Here is a 15002-nt window from a genome sequence, read left to right as displayed (position 1 = left end):
TATCATGAATAAATATCAAGGCCGCCAAACAGTAGCAAATGCTAGTTTTTTCTCTACTTTTATAAGCACAACAAAAGATGGCAAAAAGCGTCCTAGTATAAGATTTTACCGATATTTTACTATGATTTTGATTCATCTTTTGTTTGTGCTTTCATTTGTAGCAGATATTCAAGTTATTGAAGGCGATATCACTGGGTCTAGAATGTTAGGCTTTCATCTAGCCGATCCGTTTATCACCACCGAAGTTATACTTAGCAGAGGACAATTACCTATAAATTTACTTATTGGTACATTTACTATTTTGGCTTTTTATATGCTTTTTGCTGGGCGTGCTTTTTGTTCGTGGGTCTGTCCATATAATTTTTTTGGCGAATTTGCCGAGAGATTAAATGCTAAATTAGTTAGTAAAAAAATAATCAAAAAAAGAGAATTTGATACAAAAATAAGATATGTATTTTTGATAATTTTTTGGATTTTAAGCTTAGTGAGTGGATATTTAATATTTGAGATTTTTAATGTTGTAGGTATAGTATCAAGATTTATTATATATGGATATAGTGCTGCGATTTGGTGGGCTGTTTTAGTATTTTTAGCTGAAGTATTCTTTAGTAGAAGATTTTGGTGTAGATATGTTTGTCCTATTGGAACACTATATTCATTATTATCTAAATTTAGAGCTATAAAAGTTAGCTGGAATAAGGAAAAATGCGATCACTGTGCTGTATGTATGGATGTTTGCATTGTCCCAAAAGTTCTAGAAATTACAAAGTCTAAGAATAAAGATATTCCAGGAGAGAAATTTAGTATAATAAGCGGGGATTGCACTATGTGCGGTAGATGTATCGATGTATGCCATCAAGATGCTTTAAATTACGAAAATAGGCTTAAAAAGCTTTTATAAGGATTGATATTGATAAAAATAGAAAACTTAACTAAAAAATTTGGCTCTCAAATTATTCTAAATAACCTAAATTTAAACATTCAAGATGGTCAAAAGGTTCTAATAATGGGACAAAATGGAGCTGGAAAATCTACTTTAATGAAGGCGATATTAGGTGAGTTAATCTGCGATAGTGGCTCTATATTCATAGATAATATCAATCCAATTATAGATAGAAAAAATGCTTTAAGATATCTAAGTTTCGTCCCTCAAACTCCACCACCTCTTAGGCTTAGTGTCGCTCAACTATGTGAATACTCTATAAGCTCAACCAAAACAGATCTAAACAATATAATAAATTATCTAAAAGAGTTAGATCTAAACTATGAAAAAGAGCATAAAAAGCCTTTTTACAAACTCTCAGGCGGTATGAAGCAAAAGGTATTAATCGCTCTAGCTCTTGCAAGAGATTCAAAGACTATACTCTTTGATGAACCTACTGCCAATCTCGATCCTCAAGCTAGAGAGAAATTTATAAATATATTAAAATCCAAATTTCAATCTCACACACTTATTTTTATCTCTCACAGAATAAGCGAAGTCAAAGGCATAGTAAATCGTGTTGTCGAGATGGATTTAGGCAATATCATTAAAGATAGCGAGGTATAATAGTGAAAAATTTAATCCTAATAGCAAAAATTGATATACAAGAGACATTTGCTTCAAAGTGGTTTTTATTTTATTTGCTTACCTTTGCTGGATTGATAGCAATATTTTTTGTAACAGGAGTTGTTGATAGCAGAGTTGCTGGATTTAGCGGACTTACTAGAATGCTTTTGCTATTTATTCAAATTTGTATAATAATCTTGCCAATCTTTATTCTCATCACAACTGTGCGAAGTATAAACTCAGATAGAGAAACTGGCGCTTTAGAGTATCTTCTTAGCTTTCCAATATCGCTTAAAGAGTACTATTTTGGCAAAGCTTTAGGAAGAGCATTCACAGTCTTTTTACCTATATTTATAGCTCTTATCTTATCGCTTATTATAGCTATTTTTAAAAATGTAGATATTCCTTGGGGAGTATTTTTTTATTACACCTTATTGCTTTTAGTGCTATCTTTTGCCTTTTTATCGTTTGGATTTTTAATCTCAAGTTTTATTAAAAGTAGCGAACTTGGACTTGGATTTTCATTTTTATTTTGGCTATTTTTGTTAGCATTTTTAGACCTTGCATTAATAGGCCTAATGATGCAAAGCTCAATAAATGAAAATATCATCTACTCCATCTCATTAGCAAACCCTATGCAGGTTTTTAGAATCGCAGCAATTAGTCTATTTGATCCAAATTTAGCTGTAATTGGTCCAGCAGCTTACTTTATTTTAGATGGATTTGGCAAAATTAATTTTTTAATATATTCAGCACTATATCCAACTTTACTTGGTATAATTTGCATGATATTTGGATATATTTCGTTTTCTAAGAAGGATTTAATATGAAAAAACTTATACTTTTAGCTCTTTTTGCTGGAATAGTTTTTGGGGCAAATTTAAAAGATAATGAGTTTTTTAAAGATACAAACTCTACTTGTCCTATTAAATTCATAGATGTCTTTAAATATCCTGATTGGATTGCAGTTTTAGAATATAAAAATGGTAAAAAAGTACTATTTAGCTCAGCCAAACAGATGTTTTACTACTTTTATACAAGCAAACCAAAAGAGGTTGTGCCGCTTAAAAAGATGTATGTTACAGATTATAAAACAAAAGAACTCATCGAAGCTACGGAGGCGTTTTATGTTTTTGGTAGCAATGTAGTAAGTTTTAGTGGCGATGATTTAATCCCATTTGCTAGCTATGAAGATGCTAAAAAATTTGCCGATGACAACTCAGCTAGTAGAATTTTTGAATTTAGTAAAATTAATAAAAAATTGATTGATTATTTAGATTAGGATTAATAATGAAAAATATTTTATATGTTTTAAGTGCTATTATTGTTGGTGCGTTATTTGCTTTTATAATAAATTCTTATAATGATCAAACCCAAAAGATCTCTGCTGATTCAAACATAACTTGCGATTTAAATACTCAAAACTGCAATATATCCTATAAAGGAAAAGAGATTGGATTTTCTTTTTATCCAAGACCACTTGAAGCTATGGTGCCACTTACGCTTAAAGTAGAAGGGCTAAATGGTCAATATAAAAATTTAAATGCTAGAATTTATGGTTTAAATATGGATATGGGAACTATAAAAGCAAATTTAGAAAATAGAGGCAATCTATATATAGGTACAGTTGTGCTTAGCTCTTGCGTAGTTGAAGTGATGAATTATCGCTTAGAGCTTTATGATGGAGATAAGCAACTTGGAATTTATATAGATTTTAATCTTAAAAGCTAATTGTAAATAAAGCCAAATAGCTATAAAAGCTATTGGCTATTAATTAACCTTAAAAAATGTATCTAAATGTATGTTTTCAAAAGCAGCTTGCAAACTTACAAATAGTTTTGGATTTTGCTTTTCTAAAGTAGCTAAAAGCTCTTTAGTTTCAGCTCTTGCATGTGGCATTTTTACATCAAATCTCATAGCCGGACACGCCTCATCTCCAATCACTCTAAGCTCATTTCTAGTAGCATTATCACGCAATTGACGCTCACGCACATTAATAAGCGGCCTAATCACTATCACGCCATTTTTAGCAGTATATTTTGGTGCTAGAGTTCTCATAGCTCCATTGTATGTAAAATTCATAAAAAAACTCTCTACAGCATCATCTAAATGATGTCCAATAGCAAGCTTATTAAATCCATTAGCTAGTGCATATGTATAGAGATATCCTCGTCTCATACGGCTAAAAAAGCTGCAAAAACTTGAGTTTTTACGAATTTTATCTTTACTAATCTCAAATATAGAACTATCAATTACGCTGTGTTTGATTCCATGAGCCTTGCAATGCTGAGTTAAATATTCATAATTTTCACCCATTCCATAGCTTAGCGTTACTGCTTCAAATTCAAATTTATCAGGAGTTACATTTTGAAAATGCTTAAGAATATGTGCCAAACTAAGGCTATCTTTACCGCCACTTAAACCCAGCAAAATCTTATCGCCTTTTTCAAACATCTTATACTTAGCGTTAGTTTGGCCAACTTGTCTAATTAATTTTTTGCTTAGTTCTATCATATATTTTTTACCATTTCTAGAACAAATTTAGCAGATTTATCTGCTGCTTGAGTTAAAAATGTATCAAAATCAACCTCTGCTTTACCACCAGCTTCATCGCTAATAGCTCTAAGCATACAAAATCCAACACCAAGAGCAGCACAAACTTGAGCAACGCTTGCCCCTTCCATCTCTACAGCATCAGCTTTAAAAGTAGATTTTATCCACTCTTTTTTCTCTTCATTGCAGATAAATTGATCGCCAGTAGCAACTACTCCACCAATTAAACCAATACCTAAAGAATCAGCCACCTTTTTAGCTACACTATTTAGCTTCTCGTCGCTATTTTCAAAAATATTAATTCCAGGCACATAACCATGTGGATGTCCAAAAGCTGTAATATCTAAATCATGCTGAGCTGTAGTAGTGGCATATAGCATATCACCGATCTTTAAATTCTTATTTAAAGCACCAGCAACGCCAGTAAATATCAGCTTTTCGCAGCCAAATTTCTCAACTAAAATTGTTGCAGTTAAAGCTGCATTGACTTTTCCAATCTTTGAATAAGCTATTACTAATTCATGATTGCCACACTGTGCTTTATAAAATGAATTTCTAGCATAATCAATCTTTTGATAATCACCAACTGCTTTTAGCAAAAACTCAATCTCTTCACTCATAGCCCCAAGGATAGCAATTCTCATCTTAACGCCTCTAAAGCTTCATTGAGTGAGCTTAAATTTGTGATACTATATGTTGGTTTATCGCAGATTTTTTTATTCATTCCTTTTAATACGCTTGCACCAAATTCAATAAAACAATCAATCTCATCAACATAATTTTTTACACTATTTTGATATAAAACTGGGCTAGTTAATTGAAGTTTTAATAATTCTAAAGCCTCTTTTTTAGTAGTATAAGTCTTAGCTGTAACATTTGAAATTACCGGTGCAAACTCTTCACTTAGTAAATTCTCAAGCTCACTAGCAAGCTTTATACTAGCATTTTGAAGCAAAGGACAGTGACTTGCTACGCTCATATCAAGCAGCATTGCTCTTTTGGCTCCAGCAGATTTAAACTCATCTACGGTTGCTTGAAGATCGCTTCTAATTCCAGCTACTACTATTTGACCATCGCAGTTATAATTTGCTGCCCAAATTTGCTTATTACTATTTTTACAGATCTCTTCAACTTTTTCATTACTAAGACCTAAAATTACCATCATTCCAGCGCCAATTTCTGCACAATCTTGAGCCATAAATTTACCACGCAAATTTACAACTTTAATAGCGTCTAAAGGTTTAATTGCTCCACTTACACTAAGAGCGCTAAACTCACCTAAAGAGTGTCCAAAGCTTAGCTCTGGTTTTAAATTTAATTGACTTTTAAACGCTTCAAAACACATTAATGAGTTTAACACAATTGCTGGTTGAGTAAATTCAGACTCACCTAATTTATCATTAGCTTCAAAGAGTAAAGTTTTAAAATCAATACCGCAATACTCGCTAGCACTATCTAATAACTCCTTAGCACTGCTAAATTCGTTATATATTTCTTGCCCCATACCAATACTCTGTGAGCCTTGACCAGGGAAAATAAATGCAACTTTCATATCAAACTCTTAGTGGTGTTTACCGCAGCATCCGCCACCATTTTCATCATGGTGAGCACCATTGCAACACTCATCTTCATCATCATGATGATGGCCATGACCGCCGCAGCCACCATGACCCCCGCAACCACCATGGCCATGGTGATGTCCATGTCCATGATCGTGACCGCCGCAGCCACATACATGAGGCATAGCTACAACACCTGTTAGCTCCTCATCAGCATCAGCATCTCTATTTTCTGTAATCTGTACATTAAATTCCAAATCTTTACCAGCGTATGGGTGATTAAAATCTACTGTTACATCATTTTCACCGATAGCTTTTACAGTTACACGAACTGTGCTACCATCTTCTCCTTCGCCAAAAAGCTCCATACCAATATTTAAATCAATTCCTGCAAATTGCTCTTTAGGAAGTACTTGCAAAGCGTTTTCATCATATTCGCCTACGCCTTGGCTAGCTGGAATTTTAATTGTAGCTTTTTGACCAACTTCTAAATTTAAAACACCACTCTCAAGTGCTTCTAAAACTTGATTTTTACCGCTTACAAATGCAATCTCTTGACCGCCTATATTTGATTCTAAAAGTTCGCCACTATTAGCATCTTTTAGCTCATAAAACATTTTAATAACTTTTGACATATCTCTCTCCTAAAAATTATTTTCTATCAGGTGCAGCCTTTGCCTCTGCGCTATCTGGGTAGGCTTGCTTTAATGCTTTATAAAATTTATTAGCACTTTTTGTATCGCCTATTTTATCAAAGCTAATTGCTGTATGATACAATAGCTTTGGCATATAGTTGCCTTTTTGACTGATGGCAACACTTTTTTGATAGTATGGCACAGCATTTTTGTAATTTTTATTAAAATACTCAATCTCACCAAGCATAAAATTTGAATAAGCTGGTTTATAGTTTTTACTAATTAAAACGGTAAAGCACTCACTAGCTTTTAGATACTCCTTGGCTTTATAAGCTTTATCTGCCATAGCAAGTAGATCAGCACCTGCCATATTATCAAGCTGTTTTAAATGCTGTGATTTTTGATTATCTGTATCTATTTTTTTATCTTTGGATTCTAAATTTGATTTTTGGTTTGTATCCTTTGGATGTTTGTTATCAATTAGCGAAGTTAGCTCACTAAGTGCTGTTGTTATCTTTTTGACATCTTCATTTTGTTTTGTCTGATTAGCTTTAATCAGAGATTTAAGATTTGTGATATCTTTAGCAGTTGTGGCTTTTTGCGAATTTAGTCCATTTTCTAACTCATTTACCCTAGTTTCTATAGCTAAAATTCTTTGATTTATACTATCTAAAAGGCTTTTTACGCCTTCGATATTTTCTTGAACTAATGAAACATCAGACTGCATTGTACCGATATTTTGGTCTAATCTATCTACTTTTTTTTTATTATTTAGCAACACTTTTTCATTTTCGGTAAGGCCGTATGGATTATCTGTATTTATATTACCCGCATCAAATACTGAAACTTCAGCAAATATAGAAGTTGCAGCCAAAATGACTGCAATATTTATGATTTTTTTCATTTAACAATATTAAATTATGGAAGTAATCTAAATTCATCACGACGATTTTGAGCATCGCAAGCTTTTGTTTTATCAGTACATACAGGTTTGCTTTCGCCATTGCTTGTGATTTCGATTCTATCAGCAGCTATACCTTGAGCTATTAGAGCGTCTTTACCAGCTTTTGCTCTTTTTACGCCTAGAGCATAGTTATACTCATCGCTACCCCACTCATCGCAGTTACCTTCTACCATAATTTTGAAGTTACTATTTTGACTAAATACAGAAGCATTTTGATTAATTACGCTTTGCATATCTGGGCGAATGTTAAATTTGTCAAAATCAAAATATACATTTTGCACTTGAGATTGTAATGCATTTAATCTTTCAGCATCACTCATAGCACCTTGACCTGCTTTATTTGCATCTGCACTCATATCTACTTCTGGAGATTTTGAGCTACAACCAGCCATAAATAGAGCCGCAGCAACAGTTGAAACTAAAACTAACTTTTTCATTTTATTCCTTTCATTGAAATTTTGGGCTAAATTATATCATAATTATCTGAAATTTAAGACATAAAAATAGATTTACCAATCAATTGATTGAAGCTTACCTATTCTTAATGGGAATTGAAAACTACGATTTTCATTTACTCTTATAATTCCAACTGCACTACTACCGCCTATACTTTTAATAAATACAATGCTTCCGCCATCGCTTGAAAATCTTGGATATGTATTAACTCCATCAGCTGTAAGCTGTCTAACATAGTCGCTTTTAGTTGAAATTAGATAGAGATTAAAAGTCTTTTGAGCATACTCATTTACACTTTCACGGCTTGAATATACTACATAATTTTCAAAAGTACTAATTGAATTATTATTTTTACCATGAAATACCATCTGTTCTACAGCGCCACCATTTATACTAGTAGCAAAAACATTAGGATATCCCAATCTATCGCTTACAAATACTACTCTTGAATCATTATCTACAAAATTACCATTAACATCAATCCCGCTAAATGTAGTAACTCTTTTTAAGCTTTTATTGATAGTATCATATAGATAGATATCACTTTGATCATTTGGTGCCATAGTTAAAAGCAACTTAGTTCCATCTTGGCTTACATCGCTTGCAACTATCATTCCGCCGCTTTGGGTAATTTTACTTTTGCGATTAGTATTTAAATCAAATTTATATAAAGTAGGGACAGATTTTATATATGTTGTGTAGTAAAATGCATTTTGGTCTTTATTTGCCCATTTAGGAAAAATATTTAATCCTCCACTTACTACAATCTTTTGATATGTAAGAGTATAATCAGCTACTACTATATTGCTCTTTCCTGGAGCTGTATATTGAGAAAATATAATAGATTTATCCATCCAATCAATTGGAGATAAATTTAAATTTCTAGCCATATCAGCAATACTTTTATGTGCTAAAAATACAAATTTATCCACGCTTTGCGTATATTCACCGCTAAATCTTACTTGATTTGTCTTAGTGTTTAATACTTTAAGCTTTAAACTTAGCTGATCTCCTATCTGAGTTAAGGCGTATCTATATATTAAATCAGCTCTTTGTTCTGCGCTAATAATAGCACTATCATCAAATCCACTAGTATAATATTTATCTGATACATCAAATGCAGACCCAACCTTTAAATCCCCTACAACAAGTTTAAAAAACTTATCTTGTAATGCTCTATTGGCAAAATCTTTTGTAGCATCTTGGACGATAATTTTTGGCAATACAAGCCCTTTATTTACCACATCTATAGTGGCACCTTCGGCAAATAATCCTAGACAGATAGCTAATAATAAAAATAGCTTTTTCACTCTAACTCCGTTTCTATTTGATCAATTAAATTTATATTTATCACTATGGTATTTTTATTAGGCGGGATTGGAAATTCTAAATTTTGCAACTGCTCTAGATAATCTCTTACCTTACTATTAAAAGTACTATTTAGTGAATACTCATCAACACTATAGCTTAACTTTCCAAATTTATCTATAATAATTTGAACTTTTGCTTGATTATTTGTATCAGCTTTATATCTTACCCATCTACTTTGAATTATTTCTACTATATCACCCATATATTTATTATATACTCCAGTCATAGATGATTTTGGAGCTTTACTATTTATATCTTTTTGGAGCGATGCTACGATATCAGCAGCACTTTTTGAATTTGATTTTGGCTCGCTTTTAGTATTACTTTGAACAGCTTGAGTGCTTTTAGGAGTGATATCTATTGGAGCAACTTCGCTAAAAAGATCGCTAAAATTCACATTTGGATTATCTGGTTTTGTAGGAGATAGATCTTTATTGGTTGTCTCTTGCTGTGGCTTTGGCTCTATTTCTTCTTCTTTTAATTTTATATCTTCTATTTTTTTATCTTTTTGTTTAGGAGATGTTATAGTCTCACCCAAAGTGGTATCAACTACAAAAACATCCATAAATGCATCTTGCTCATTAGTATATTTTATACTCTCTTCATAACTACTAAGTTTAAAAAATATAATAAATATAATAAAAAAATATAAAATTATAGATAGCCATAAGGCACTAGTTGTGTTGTATGAAATGCCAAAACTACTATTCATCAGCCATTTGTCTCTAAAGCTACCTTAGAAAAACCTGCATTTTTCATACTTTTTAAAACAAACATTACATCATTGTATATTAATCTTTTATCAGCTTTTATATATACTGGAGAGTTTTTATCATATTTTTTAGATATTAAAACCAAATTATCACTTAACTCATTTAATGACATTTTGGACTGTTCTATATATACCTGTCTTTGGCTATCAATTCTAACAGTTAAACTCTTTAATTCTTGAGATAATACCTTAGACTTTGAGCCATCTGGAAGGCTAATTTGCTCTTCATATATAATAGCTGGAGTTGTAACCATCAAAATAGCTAGCAAAACCAGCATAATATCAACTAAAGGCGTTATATTTAATTCTGGATTTTCATCAAAATTCATCATCTACTTACTACTAAGCAACAAATTTGATTCTCTTTGTATAAGACTTATTAGCTCATAAGCTTTTCGCTTTATCAAGAGATTAAAAGTATAAGCTGGAATAGCTACAAATATCCCACAACCAGTAGCAACCAAAGCCTCTGAGATTGCTGGAGCTATCACCGATAACGATGCTGAGCCTCCCCCTTGACCTAAAGCTGCAAATGTCTCTAATATGCTAATAACAGTACCAAATAATCCAATAAATGGCGAGGTAGAAGCTATTATAGATAGCGTTGTTAATCCGCTTGTAGAATTGGTCTGAGCTAAAGATATAAATACATCAAGACGCTCTTTGCTTATATTTTCTTGAGGGCATTTTTTTAAAACTGAATCTGTAGCTTGAAGTTTTTTACCAAGAAGAATAGCCTCAAGTGCTTGTTTTTCTTTTTTAATCCAGCGATTAAGACCATTATAGCGTGAAAATAAAATAGTAAAACTAATAACAAAGTAGAGAGACAACCATGTAAGAACAACGATTGTCACCAAACTACTTTTGGATAGATAACTTATAAGAAGCTCTATAGACTCCACCTATCTAGCCTTTGTGGAATTCTCTATCTTAGCTAAAGCAGTAGCCAAGATTCCATTATTATCATGCATTTTTTTAACAAGAGTCTTAGCATTTTCTATAGATTTAGCGATATCGCTTTCGCTATTGCCACTTACATATACGGCACCATCAACTAAAATACTAATTTTATTCTCATCAATCTTAGCATAACCCCAGTCAATAGCAACTGCATCACGGCTTCCATCTACATTTTCAATATCAACTACACCGATTTGAAGCAGCGAAACCAAAGAGGCGTGGCCTGGCAAAACGCCAAACTCGCCATCTACACCAGGAAGGACTACCATTTTAGCATCATTAGAAAATATTAGCCCTTCTGGGGTGACTATTTCTAAATGTATTGTATTCATATAGCTTCCTTTTTAGCTTACGCTTTCATCTTTTCAGCTTTAGCAATAGCCTCATCAATATTTCCTACCATATAAAATGCATTTTCAGGTAGGTGGTCATATTTACCTTCTAAAATACCTTTAAATCCTGCAATAGTCTCTTCTAAGCTTACATATTTACCAGGGCTACCTGTAAATACTTCAGCAACGAAGAATGGTTGAGATAGATATTTTTCTATTTTTCTAGCTCTATCGACAGTCAATTTATCTTCTTCGCTTAGCTCATCCATACCTAGAATTGCAATGATATCTTGTAGGTCTTTATATTTTTGTAATACAGCTTGAACGCCACGAGCAATTCTATAATGCTCTTCACCTAAAATTTGTGGATCTAGCATTCTAGAAGTTGAATCTAGTGGATCAACTGCTGGATAAATACCTTTTTCAGCAATCGCTCTATTAAGAACCGTTGTAGCATCAAGGTGAGCAAAAACAGTCGCAGGAGCTGGGTCAGTAAGGTCATCTGCAGGTACATAAACAGCTTGAACTGATGTAATAGAACCTTTTCTAGTTGATGTAATTCTCTCTTGCAATTTACCCATTTCACTAGCAAGTGTAGGTTGATAACCAACCGCACTTGGAATACGTCCAAGAAGTGCTGACATTTCTGAACCTGATTGAGAGAATCTAAAAATATTATCAATAAACATAAGAACATCTAGTCCCATCTCATCACGGAAATACTCAGCCATTGTTAGACCAGTTAGAGCAATTCTATTTCTTGCCCCTGGTGGCTCGTTCATTTGGCCGTAGCATAGGGCAACTTTATCTAAAACGCCCGATTCTTTCATTTCGTTATAAAGGTCGTTACCTTCACGAGTTCTTTCGCCAACACCAGCAAATACAGAGTAACCACTATGTTTAAATGCAACATTGTGAATAAGCTCCATAATAATAACTGTTTTACCAACACCAGCACCACCAAATAGACCTACTTTACCACCTTTTGCATATGGTGCTAGAAGGTCAACAACTTTAATACCTGTTTCAAAAATTTCACTTTTTGTACTTTGTTCTTCAAATGGAGGTGGATCTCTATGGATAGACCATTTTTTATCAAAACTCTCTTCAGCACCTTCGTCTATTAAATCGCCTACAACATTAAAAATTCTACCAAGAACTTTTTCTCCAACAGGTACGCTAATAGGTGCTCCAAGCGCAGTAGCTTCTAAGCCACGAGTAAGACCTTCACTCATATCCATAGCAATTGTTCTAACTCTATTATCGCCTAGATGTGCAGCAGTTTCTAATACTAATTTATATGTATTACCTTCAACAGTAAAATTTACTTCAATAGCTTCGTTAATTTTAGGCAAGTAGTCTTTGAAATCAACATCAACTACAGGACCCATAACTTGGCTAATTACACCTTTCATTATCACTCCTTATAAATTTACTTCATACTCTCAACGCCACTTATAATTTCTATAAGTTCTGTTGTGATACTTTCTTGTCTTGCTTTATTGTAGGCAAGATTTAACTCTTTTACTCTAGCTTTAGCGTTATTAGTTGCATTATCCATAGCCTGCATTCTAGCACTATGTTCAGCAGCTAAAGAGTCAATAAGAGCATAATACATACTATACTCAAAATACTTTCTCATAAGTTCATCAAGTATTCTATCATCATGCTCAGGCTCAAAATCCATTAAAGAACCATTTTGATCATTTTCTTTACTTTTTGGTGGTTCTACTGGCGCTATAGTATTGATCCTAATCTCTTGAGAAATCATATTTTTATAGCCATTATGAACCAATACAACCTTATCAGTAATACCAGCTGTAAAATCATCAATAGCTGCTCTTATAACTTCTTGAGCTTTTTCATATGTAGGTGCTGAACTTACACCACGGTATCCTTCTAGAATTTCAATACCTTGGAAATTGAAAAACTCTATACCTTTTTTACCCACAGCTCTTAAGCGAACTTTGATCTTTTTAGATTTATACTCTTCTATCATATTTCTTATAATTTTGATAGTTGAGATATTAAAACCACCACAAAGACCCTTATCAGCAGTAACAAAAATTATGTCAACTTTTTCTACTTTTGCCTCTGTGTCAAAGAATTTATTTCCTTCGCCAACGATTTTAAACTTATTAATCTCATAAGCTATTTCACTTAAGACCTCATTGATCTTTAGAGCATAAACACGAGAATGGCGAGCCGCCTCTTCTGCTTTTTTAAGCTTAGCAGTAGAAACAAGCTTCATCGCCTTTGTAGTTTTTTGCGTGTTTTGAACGCTCTTGATCTTTCTTTTAATATCCTTTAAATTTGACATATTTTAGCCTTATTCAGCGCTAAATATTGCTTTAAATTCATTTAATGCTTTATCTAGTGCCTCTTCGATATCTTTATCAAGTGCTTTTTTATTACGAATTTGTTCAAAAATATCTGGGTATTTAGCCTCGATATATGGATAGAGCTCAGCCTCAAATTTAGTAACAGCAGATACAGGAATATCATCTAAATATCCATTACTACCTGCAAATATAATAACAACTTGATTTTCAACTGGTAATGGGCTATATGGTGGTTGTTTTAGAACTTCAACCATTCTTTGACCACGCTCTAATTGTTTACGGCTGCTCTCATCAAGATCACTTGCAAATTGAGCAAACGCTTGTAGCTCGCGATATTGAGCAAGATCTAGTCTTAAAGTACCAGATACTTTTTTGATAGCTTTGATTTGTGCAGCACCACCAACACGAGATACAGATAGACCAACGTTAATTGCTGGGCGAATACCTGAGTTAAATAGATCACTCTCAAGGAAAATTTGACCATCTGTAATAGAGATAACGTTAGTTGGGATATATGCAGAAACATCGCCAGCTTGAGTTTCTATAATAGGTAAAGCTGTAAGACTTCCTGCGCCTAGTTTATCACTTAACTTACTTGCTCTTTCAAGTAATCTTGAGTGTAGATAGAATACATCGCCTGGATAAGCTTCACGACCTGGTGGGCGGCGAAGAATAAGAGACATCTCACGATATGCTACAGCGTGTTTACTTAAATCATCATAGATAATAAGCGCATGACGAGAATTATCACGGAAATACTCACCCATTGTTACGCCAACATATGGAGCTAAATATTGAAGTGCAGCTGCATCACTAGCACTTGCATTTACAACAATTGTATAGTCCATAGCGCCATATTCTTCAAGTTTTTTAACAACTTGGGCTACTGTTGATTGTTTTTGACCGATTGCTACATAGATACAGATTACATCTTGACCTCTTTGGTTGATGATTGTATCAGTTGCAACTGTAGTTTTACCAGTTTGGCGGTCGCCAATGATAAGCTCTCTTTGACCTCTACCAATTGGCACTAGACCATCAATTGCTTTAATACCTGTTTGAAGTGGCTCATGAACAGATTTTCTAGCCATAATGCCTTTAGCTTTTTCTTCAATAAATCTAGTCTCAGTAGCATCGATAGTGCCTTTACCATCTATTGGCTCACCTAAAGCATTAACTACACGACCGATTAATGCATCGCCTACTGGAACTCTAAGAAGTCTGCCAAGTCTTTTTACACTGCTTCCCTCTTTAATATCATTACAACTACCTAAAACAACAACACCTACGCTGCTCTCTTCTAGGTTTAATGCCATACCTTTTTGGCCATTTTCAAACTCAACCATCTCGCCAGCCATGACATTTTTAAGACCATAAACATTTGCCACGCCATCTGCGACTGATATAACCTTGCCAGTCTCTTCAATATTAACGCTAAGATCAAAATTTTCTATGCGTTCTTTGATGATACTGCTAATCTCATCAGCTTTTAACTTAACACTCACGCTT

At 33.4% G+C, this 15002-nt stretch carries 19 protein-coding genes; 5 read left to right on the top strand and 14 right to left on the bottom strand.

The genetic code is table 11. The annotated features are described in order from the left end of the window. The first annotated feature begins 4 nt into the window (after window positions 1–4). From CVIC12175_RS01820 to CVIC12175_RS01800, 5 genes are read left to right on the top strand one after another with little or no spacing between them, the layout of a single operon-like run. Complete coding sequence (locus tag CVIC12175_RS01820) at window positions 5–901, top strand: NapH/MauN family ferredoxin-type protein (protein WP_086256954.1); 897 nt, start codon at window positions 5–7, stop codon at window positions 899–901. Window positions 902–910: 9 nt separating this feature from the next. Beyond that, complete coding sequence (locus CVIC12175_RS01815) at window positions 911–1549, top strand: ATP-binding cassette domain-containing protein (protein ID WP_086256955.1); 639 nt, start codon at window positions 911–913, stop codon at window positions 1547–1549. A gap of 2 nt (window positions 1550–1551) precedes the next feature. Next, the gene (locus CVIC12175_RS01810; RefSeq protein ID WP_086302825.1) at window positions 1552–2379 is read left to right on the top strand and encodes an ABC transporter permease; all 828 of its coding nucleotides are present in this window, start codon (window positions 1552–1554) and stop codon (window positions 2377–2379) included. Next, a complete protein-coding gene (locus tag CVIC12175_RS01805) occupies window positions 2376–2831 on the top strand; it encodes a nitrous oxide reductase accessory protein NosL (RefSeq protein WP_086254200.1) in 456 nt (151 codons plus the stop codon). Before CVIC12175_RS01810 ends, CVIC12175_RS01805 begins: the two co-directional genes overlap by 4 nt. An 8-nt stretch (window positions 2832–2839) precedes the next feature. After that, window positions 2840–3280, top strand: a complete 441-nt coding sequence (locus tag CVIC12175_RS01800; RefSeq protein WP_086256957.1) for a hypothetical protein — start codon at window positions 2840–2842, stop codon at window positions 3278–3280. 39 nt (window positions 3281–3319) lie between these two features. Here CVIC12175_RS01800 and CVIC12175_RS01795 read toward each other — a convergent pair whose 3' ends face one another. From CVIC12175_RS01795 to atpA, 14 genes are all read right to left on the bottom strand, one after another. After that, window positions 3320–4063 carry a tRNA 2-thiocytidine biosynthesis TtcA family protein gene (locus CVIC12175_RS01795; RefSeq protein ID WP_086248642.1) on the bottom strand — a complete coding sequence of 248 codons (744 nt, stop codon included), beginning with the start codon at window positions 4061–4063 and terminating at the stop codon, window positions 3320–3322. Then, a complete protein-coding gene (locus CVIC12175_RS01790; RefSeq protein ID WP_086302829.1) occupies window positions 4060–4746 on the bottom strand; it encodes a 5'-methylthioadenosine/adenosylhomocysteine nucleosidase in 687 nt (228 codons plus the stop codon). Before CVIC12175_RS01790 ends, CVIC12175_RS01795 begins: the two co-directional genes overlap by 4 nt. Further along, window positions 4743–5654, bottom strand: coding sequence for an ACP S-malonyltransferase (fabD, locus tag CVIC12175_RS01785; protein ID WP_086302831.1), 912 nt, complete (start codon window positions 5652–5654; stop codon window positions 4743–4745). Before fabD ends, CVIC12175_RS01790 begins: the two co-directional genes overlap by 4 nt. A gap of 9 nt (window positions 5655–5663) precedes the next feature. Continuing rightward, complete coding sequence (locus tag CVIC12175_RS01780; RefSeq protein WP_086302833.1) at window positions 5664–6296, bottom strand: FKBP-type peptidyl-prolyl cis-trans isomerase; 633 nt, start codon at window positions 6294–6296, stop codon at window positions 5664–5666. 16 nt (window positions 6297–6312) lie between these two features. Next, the gene (locus tag CVIC12175_RS01775; RefSeq protein WP_086255822.1) at window positions 6313–7200 is read right to left on the bottom strand and encodes a tetratricopeptide repeat protein; all 888 of its coding nucleotides are present in this window, start codon (window positions 7198–7200) and stop codon (window positions 6313–6315) included. Window positions 7201–7214: 14 nt separating this feature from the next. Next, the gene (locus CVIC12175_RS01770; protein WP_086246871.1) at window positions 7215–7697 is read right to left on the bottom strand and encodes an OmpA family protein; all 483 of its coding nucleotides are present in this window, start codon (window positions 7695–7697) and stop codon (window positions 7215–7217) included. 72 nt (window positions 7698–7769) lie between these two features. Then, on the bottom strand, window positions 7770–9026 hold the full coding sequence (gene tolB, locus CVIC12175_RS01765) for a Tol-Pal system protein TolB (protein ID WP_086255821.1): 1257 nt from the start codon (window positions 9024–9026) through the stop codon (window positions 7770–7772). Then, window positions 9023–9799, bottom strand: coding sequence for a TonB C-terminal domain-containing protein (locus CVIC12175_RS01760; RefSeq protein ID WP_086255820.1), 777 nt, complete (start codon window positions 9797–9799; stop codon window positions 9023–9025). The genes tolB and CVIC12175_RS01760 overlap by 4 nt, the downstream gene beginning before the upstream one ends. Continuing rightward, entirely contained in the window at window positions 9799–10191 is a 393-nt protein-coding gene (locus CVIC12175_RS01755) for a biopolymer transporter ExbD (RefSeq protein WP_086248650.1), read from the bottom strand. The genes CVIC12175_RS01760 and CVIC12175_RS01755 overlap by 1 nt, the downstream gene beginning before the upstream one ends. Next, entirely contained in the window at window positions 10192–10761 is a 570-nt protein-coding gene (locus CVIC12175_RS01750; RefSeq protein ID WP_086246875.1) for a MotA/TolQ/ExbB proton channel family protein, read from the bottom strand. Next, on the bottom strand, window positions 10762–11151 hold the full coding sequence (gene atpC / locus CVIC12175_RS01745) for an ATP synthase F1 subunit epsilon (protein ID WP_086246876.1): 390 nt from the start codon (window positions 11149–11151) through the stop codon (window positions 10762–10764). Between the two features lie 17 nt (window positions 11152–11168). Continuing rightward, the gene (atpD, locus tag CVIC12175_RS01740; protein ID WP_086256959.1) at window positions 11169–12566 is read right to left on the bottom strand and encodes a F0F1 ATP synthase subunit beta; all 1398 of its coding nucleotides are present in this window, start codon (window positions 12564–12566) and stop codon (window positions 11169–11171) included. 17 nt (window positions 12567–12583) lie between these two features. Continuing rightward, window positions 12584–13471 carry an ATP synthase F1 subunit gamma gene (gene atpG / locus CVIC12175_RS01735; protein WP_086246878.1) on the bottom strand — a complete coding sequence of 296 codons (888 nt, stop codon included), beginning with the start codon at window positions 13469–13471 and terminating at the stop codon, window positions 12584–12586. A 9-nt stretch (window positions 13472–13480) separates the two neighbouring features. Further along, window positions 13481–14998 (bottom strand): F0F1 ATP synthase subunit alpha, encoded by a 1518-nt coding sequence (gene atpA / locus CVIC12175_RS01730; RefSeq protein ID WP_086256960.1) that lies wholly within the window; start codon window positions 14996–14998, stop codon window positions 13481–13483. Window positions 14999–15002 lie beyond the last annotated feature (4 nt).

Origin of the sequence: Campylobacter vicugnae (assembly GCF_002139875.1) — a bacterium.
In the GTDB taxonomy this organism is placed as follows: Bacteria; Campylobacterota; Campylobacteria; order Campylobacterales; family Campylobacteraceae; genus Campylobacter; species Campylobacter vicugnae.
The sequence above is the reverse complement of the archived record's forward strand: the minus strand, read 5'-3'. Positions and strand labels throughout refer to the sequence as shown.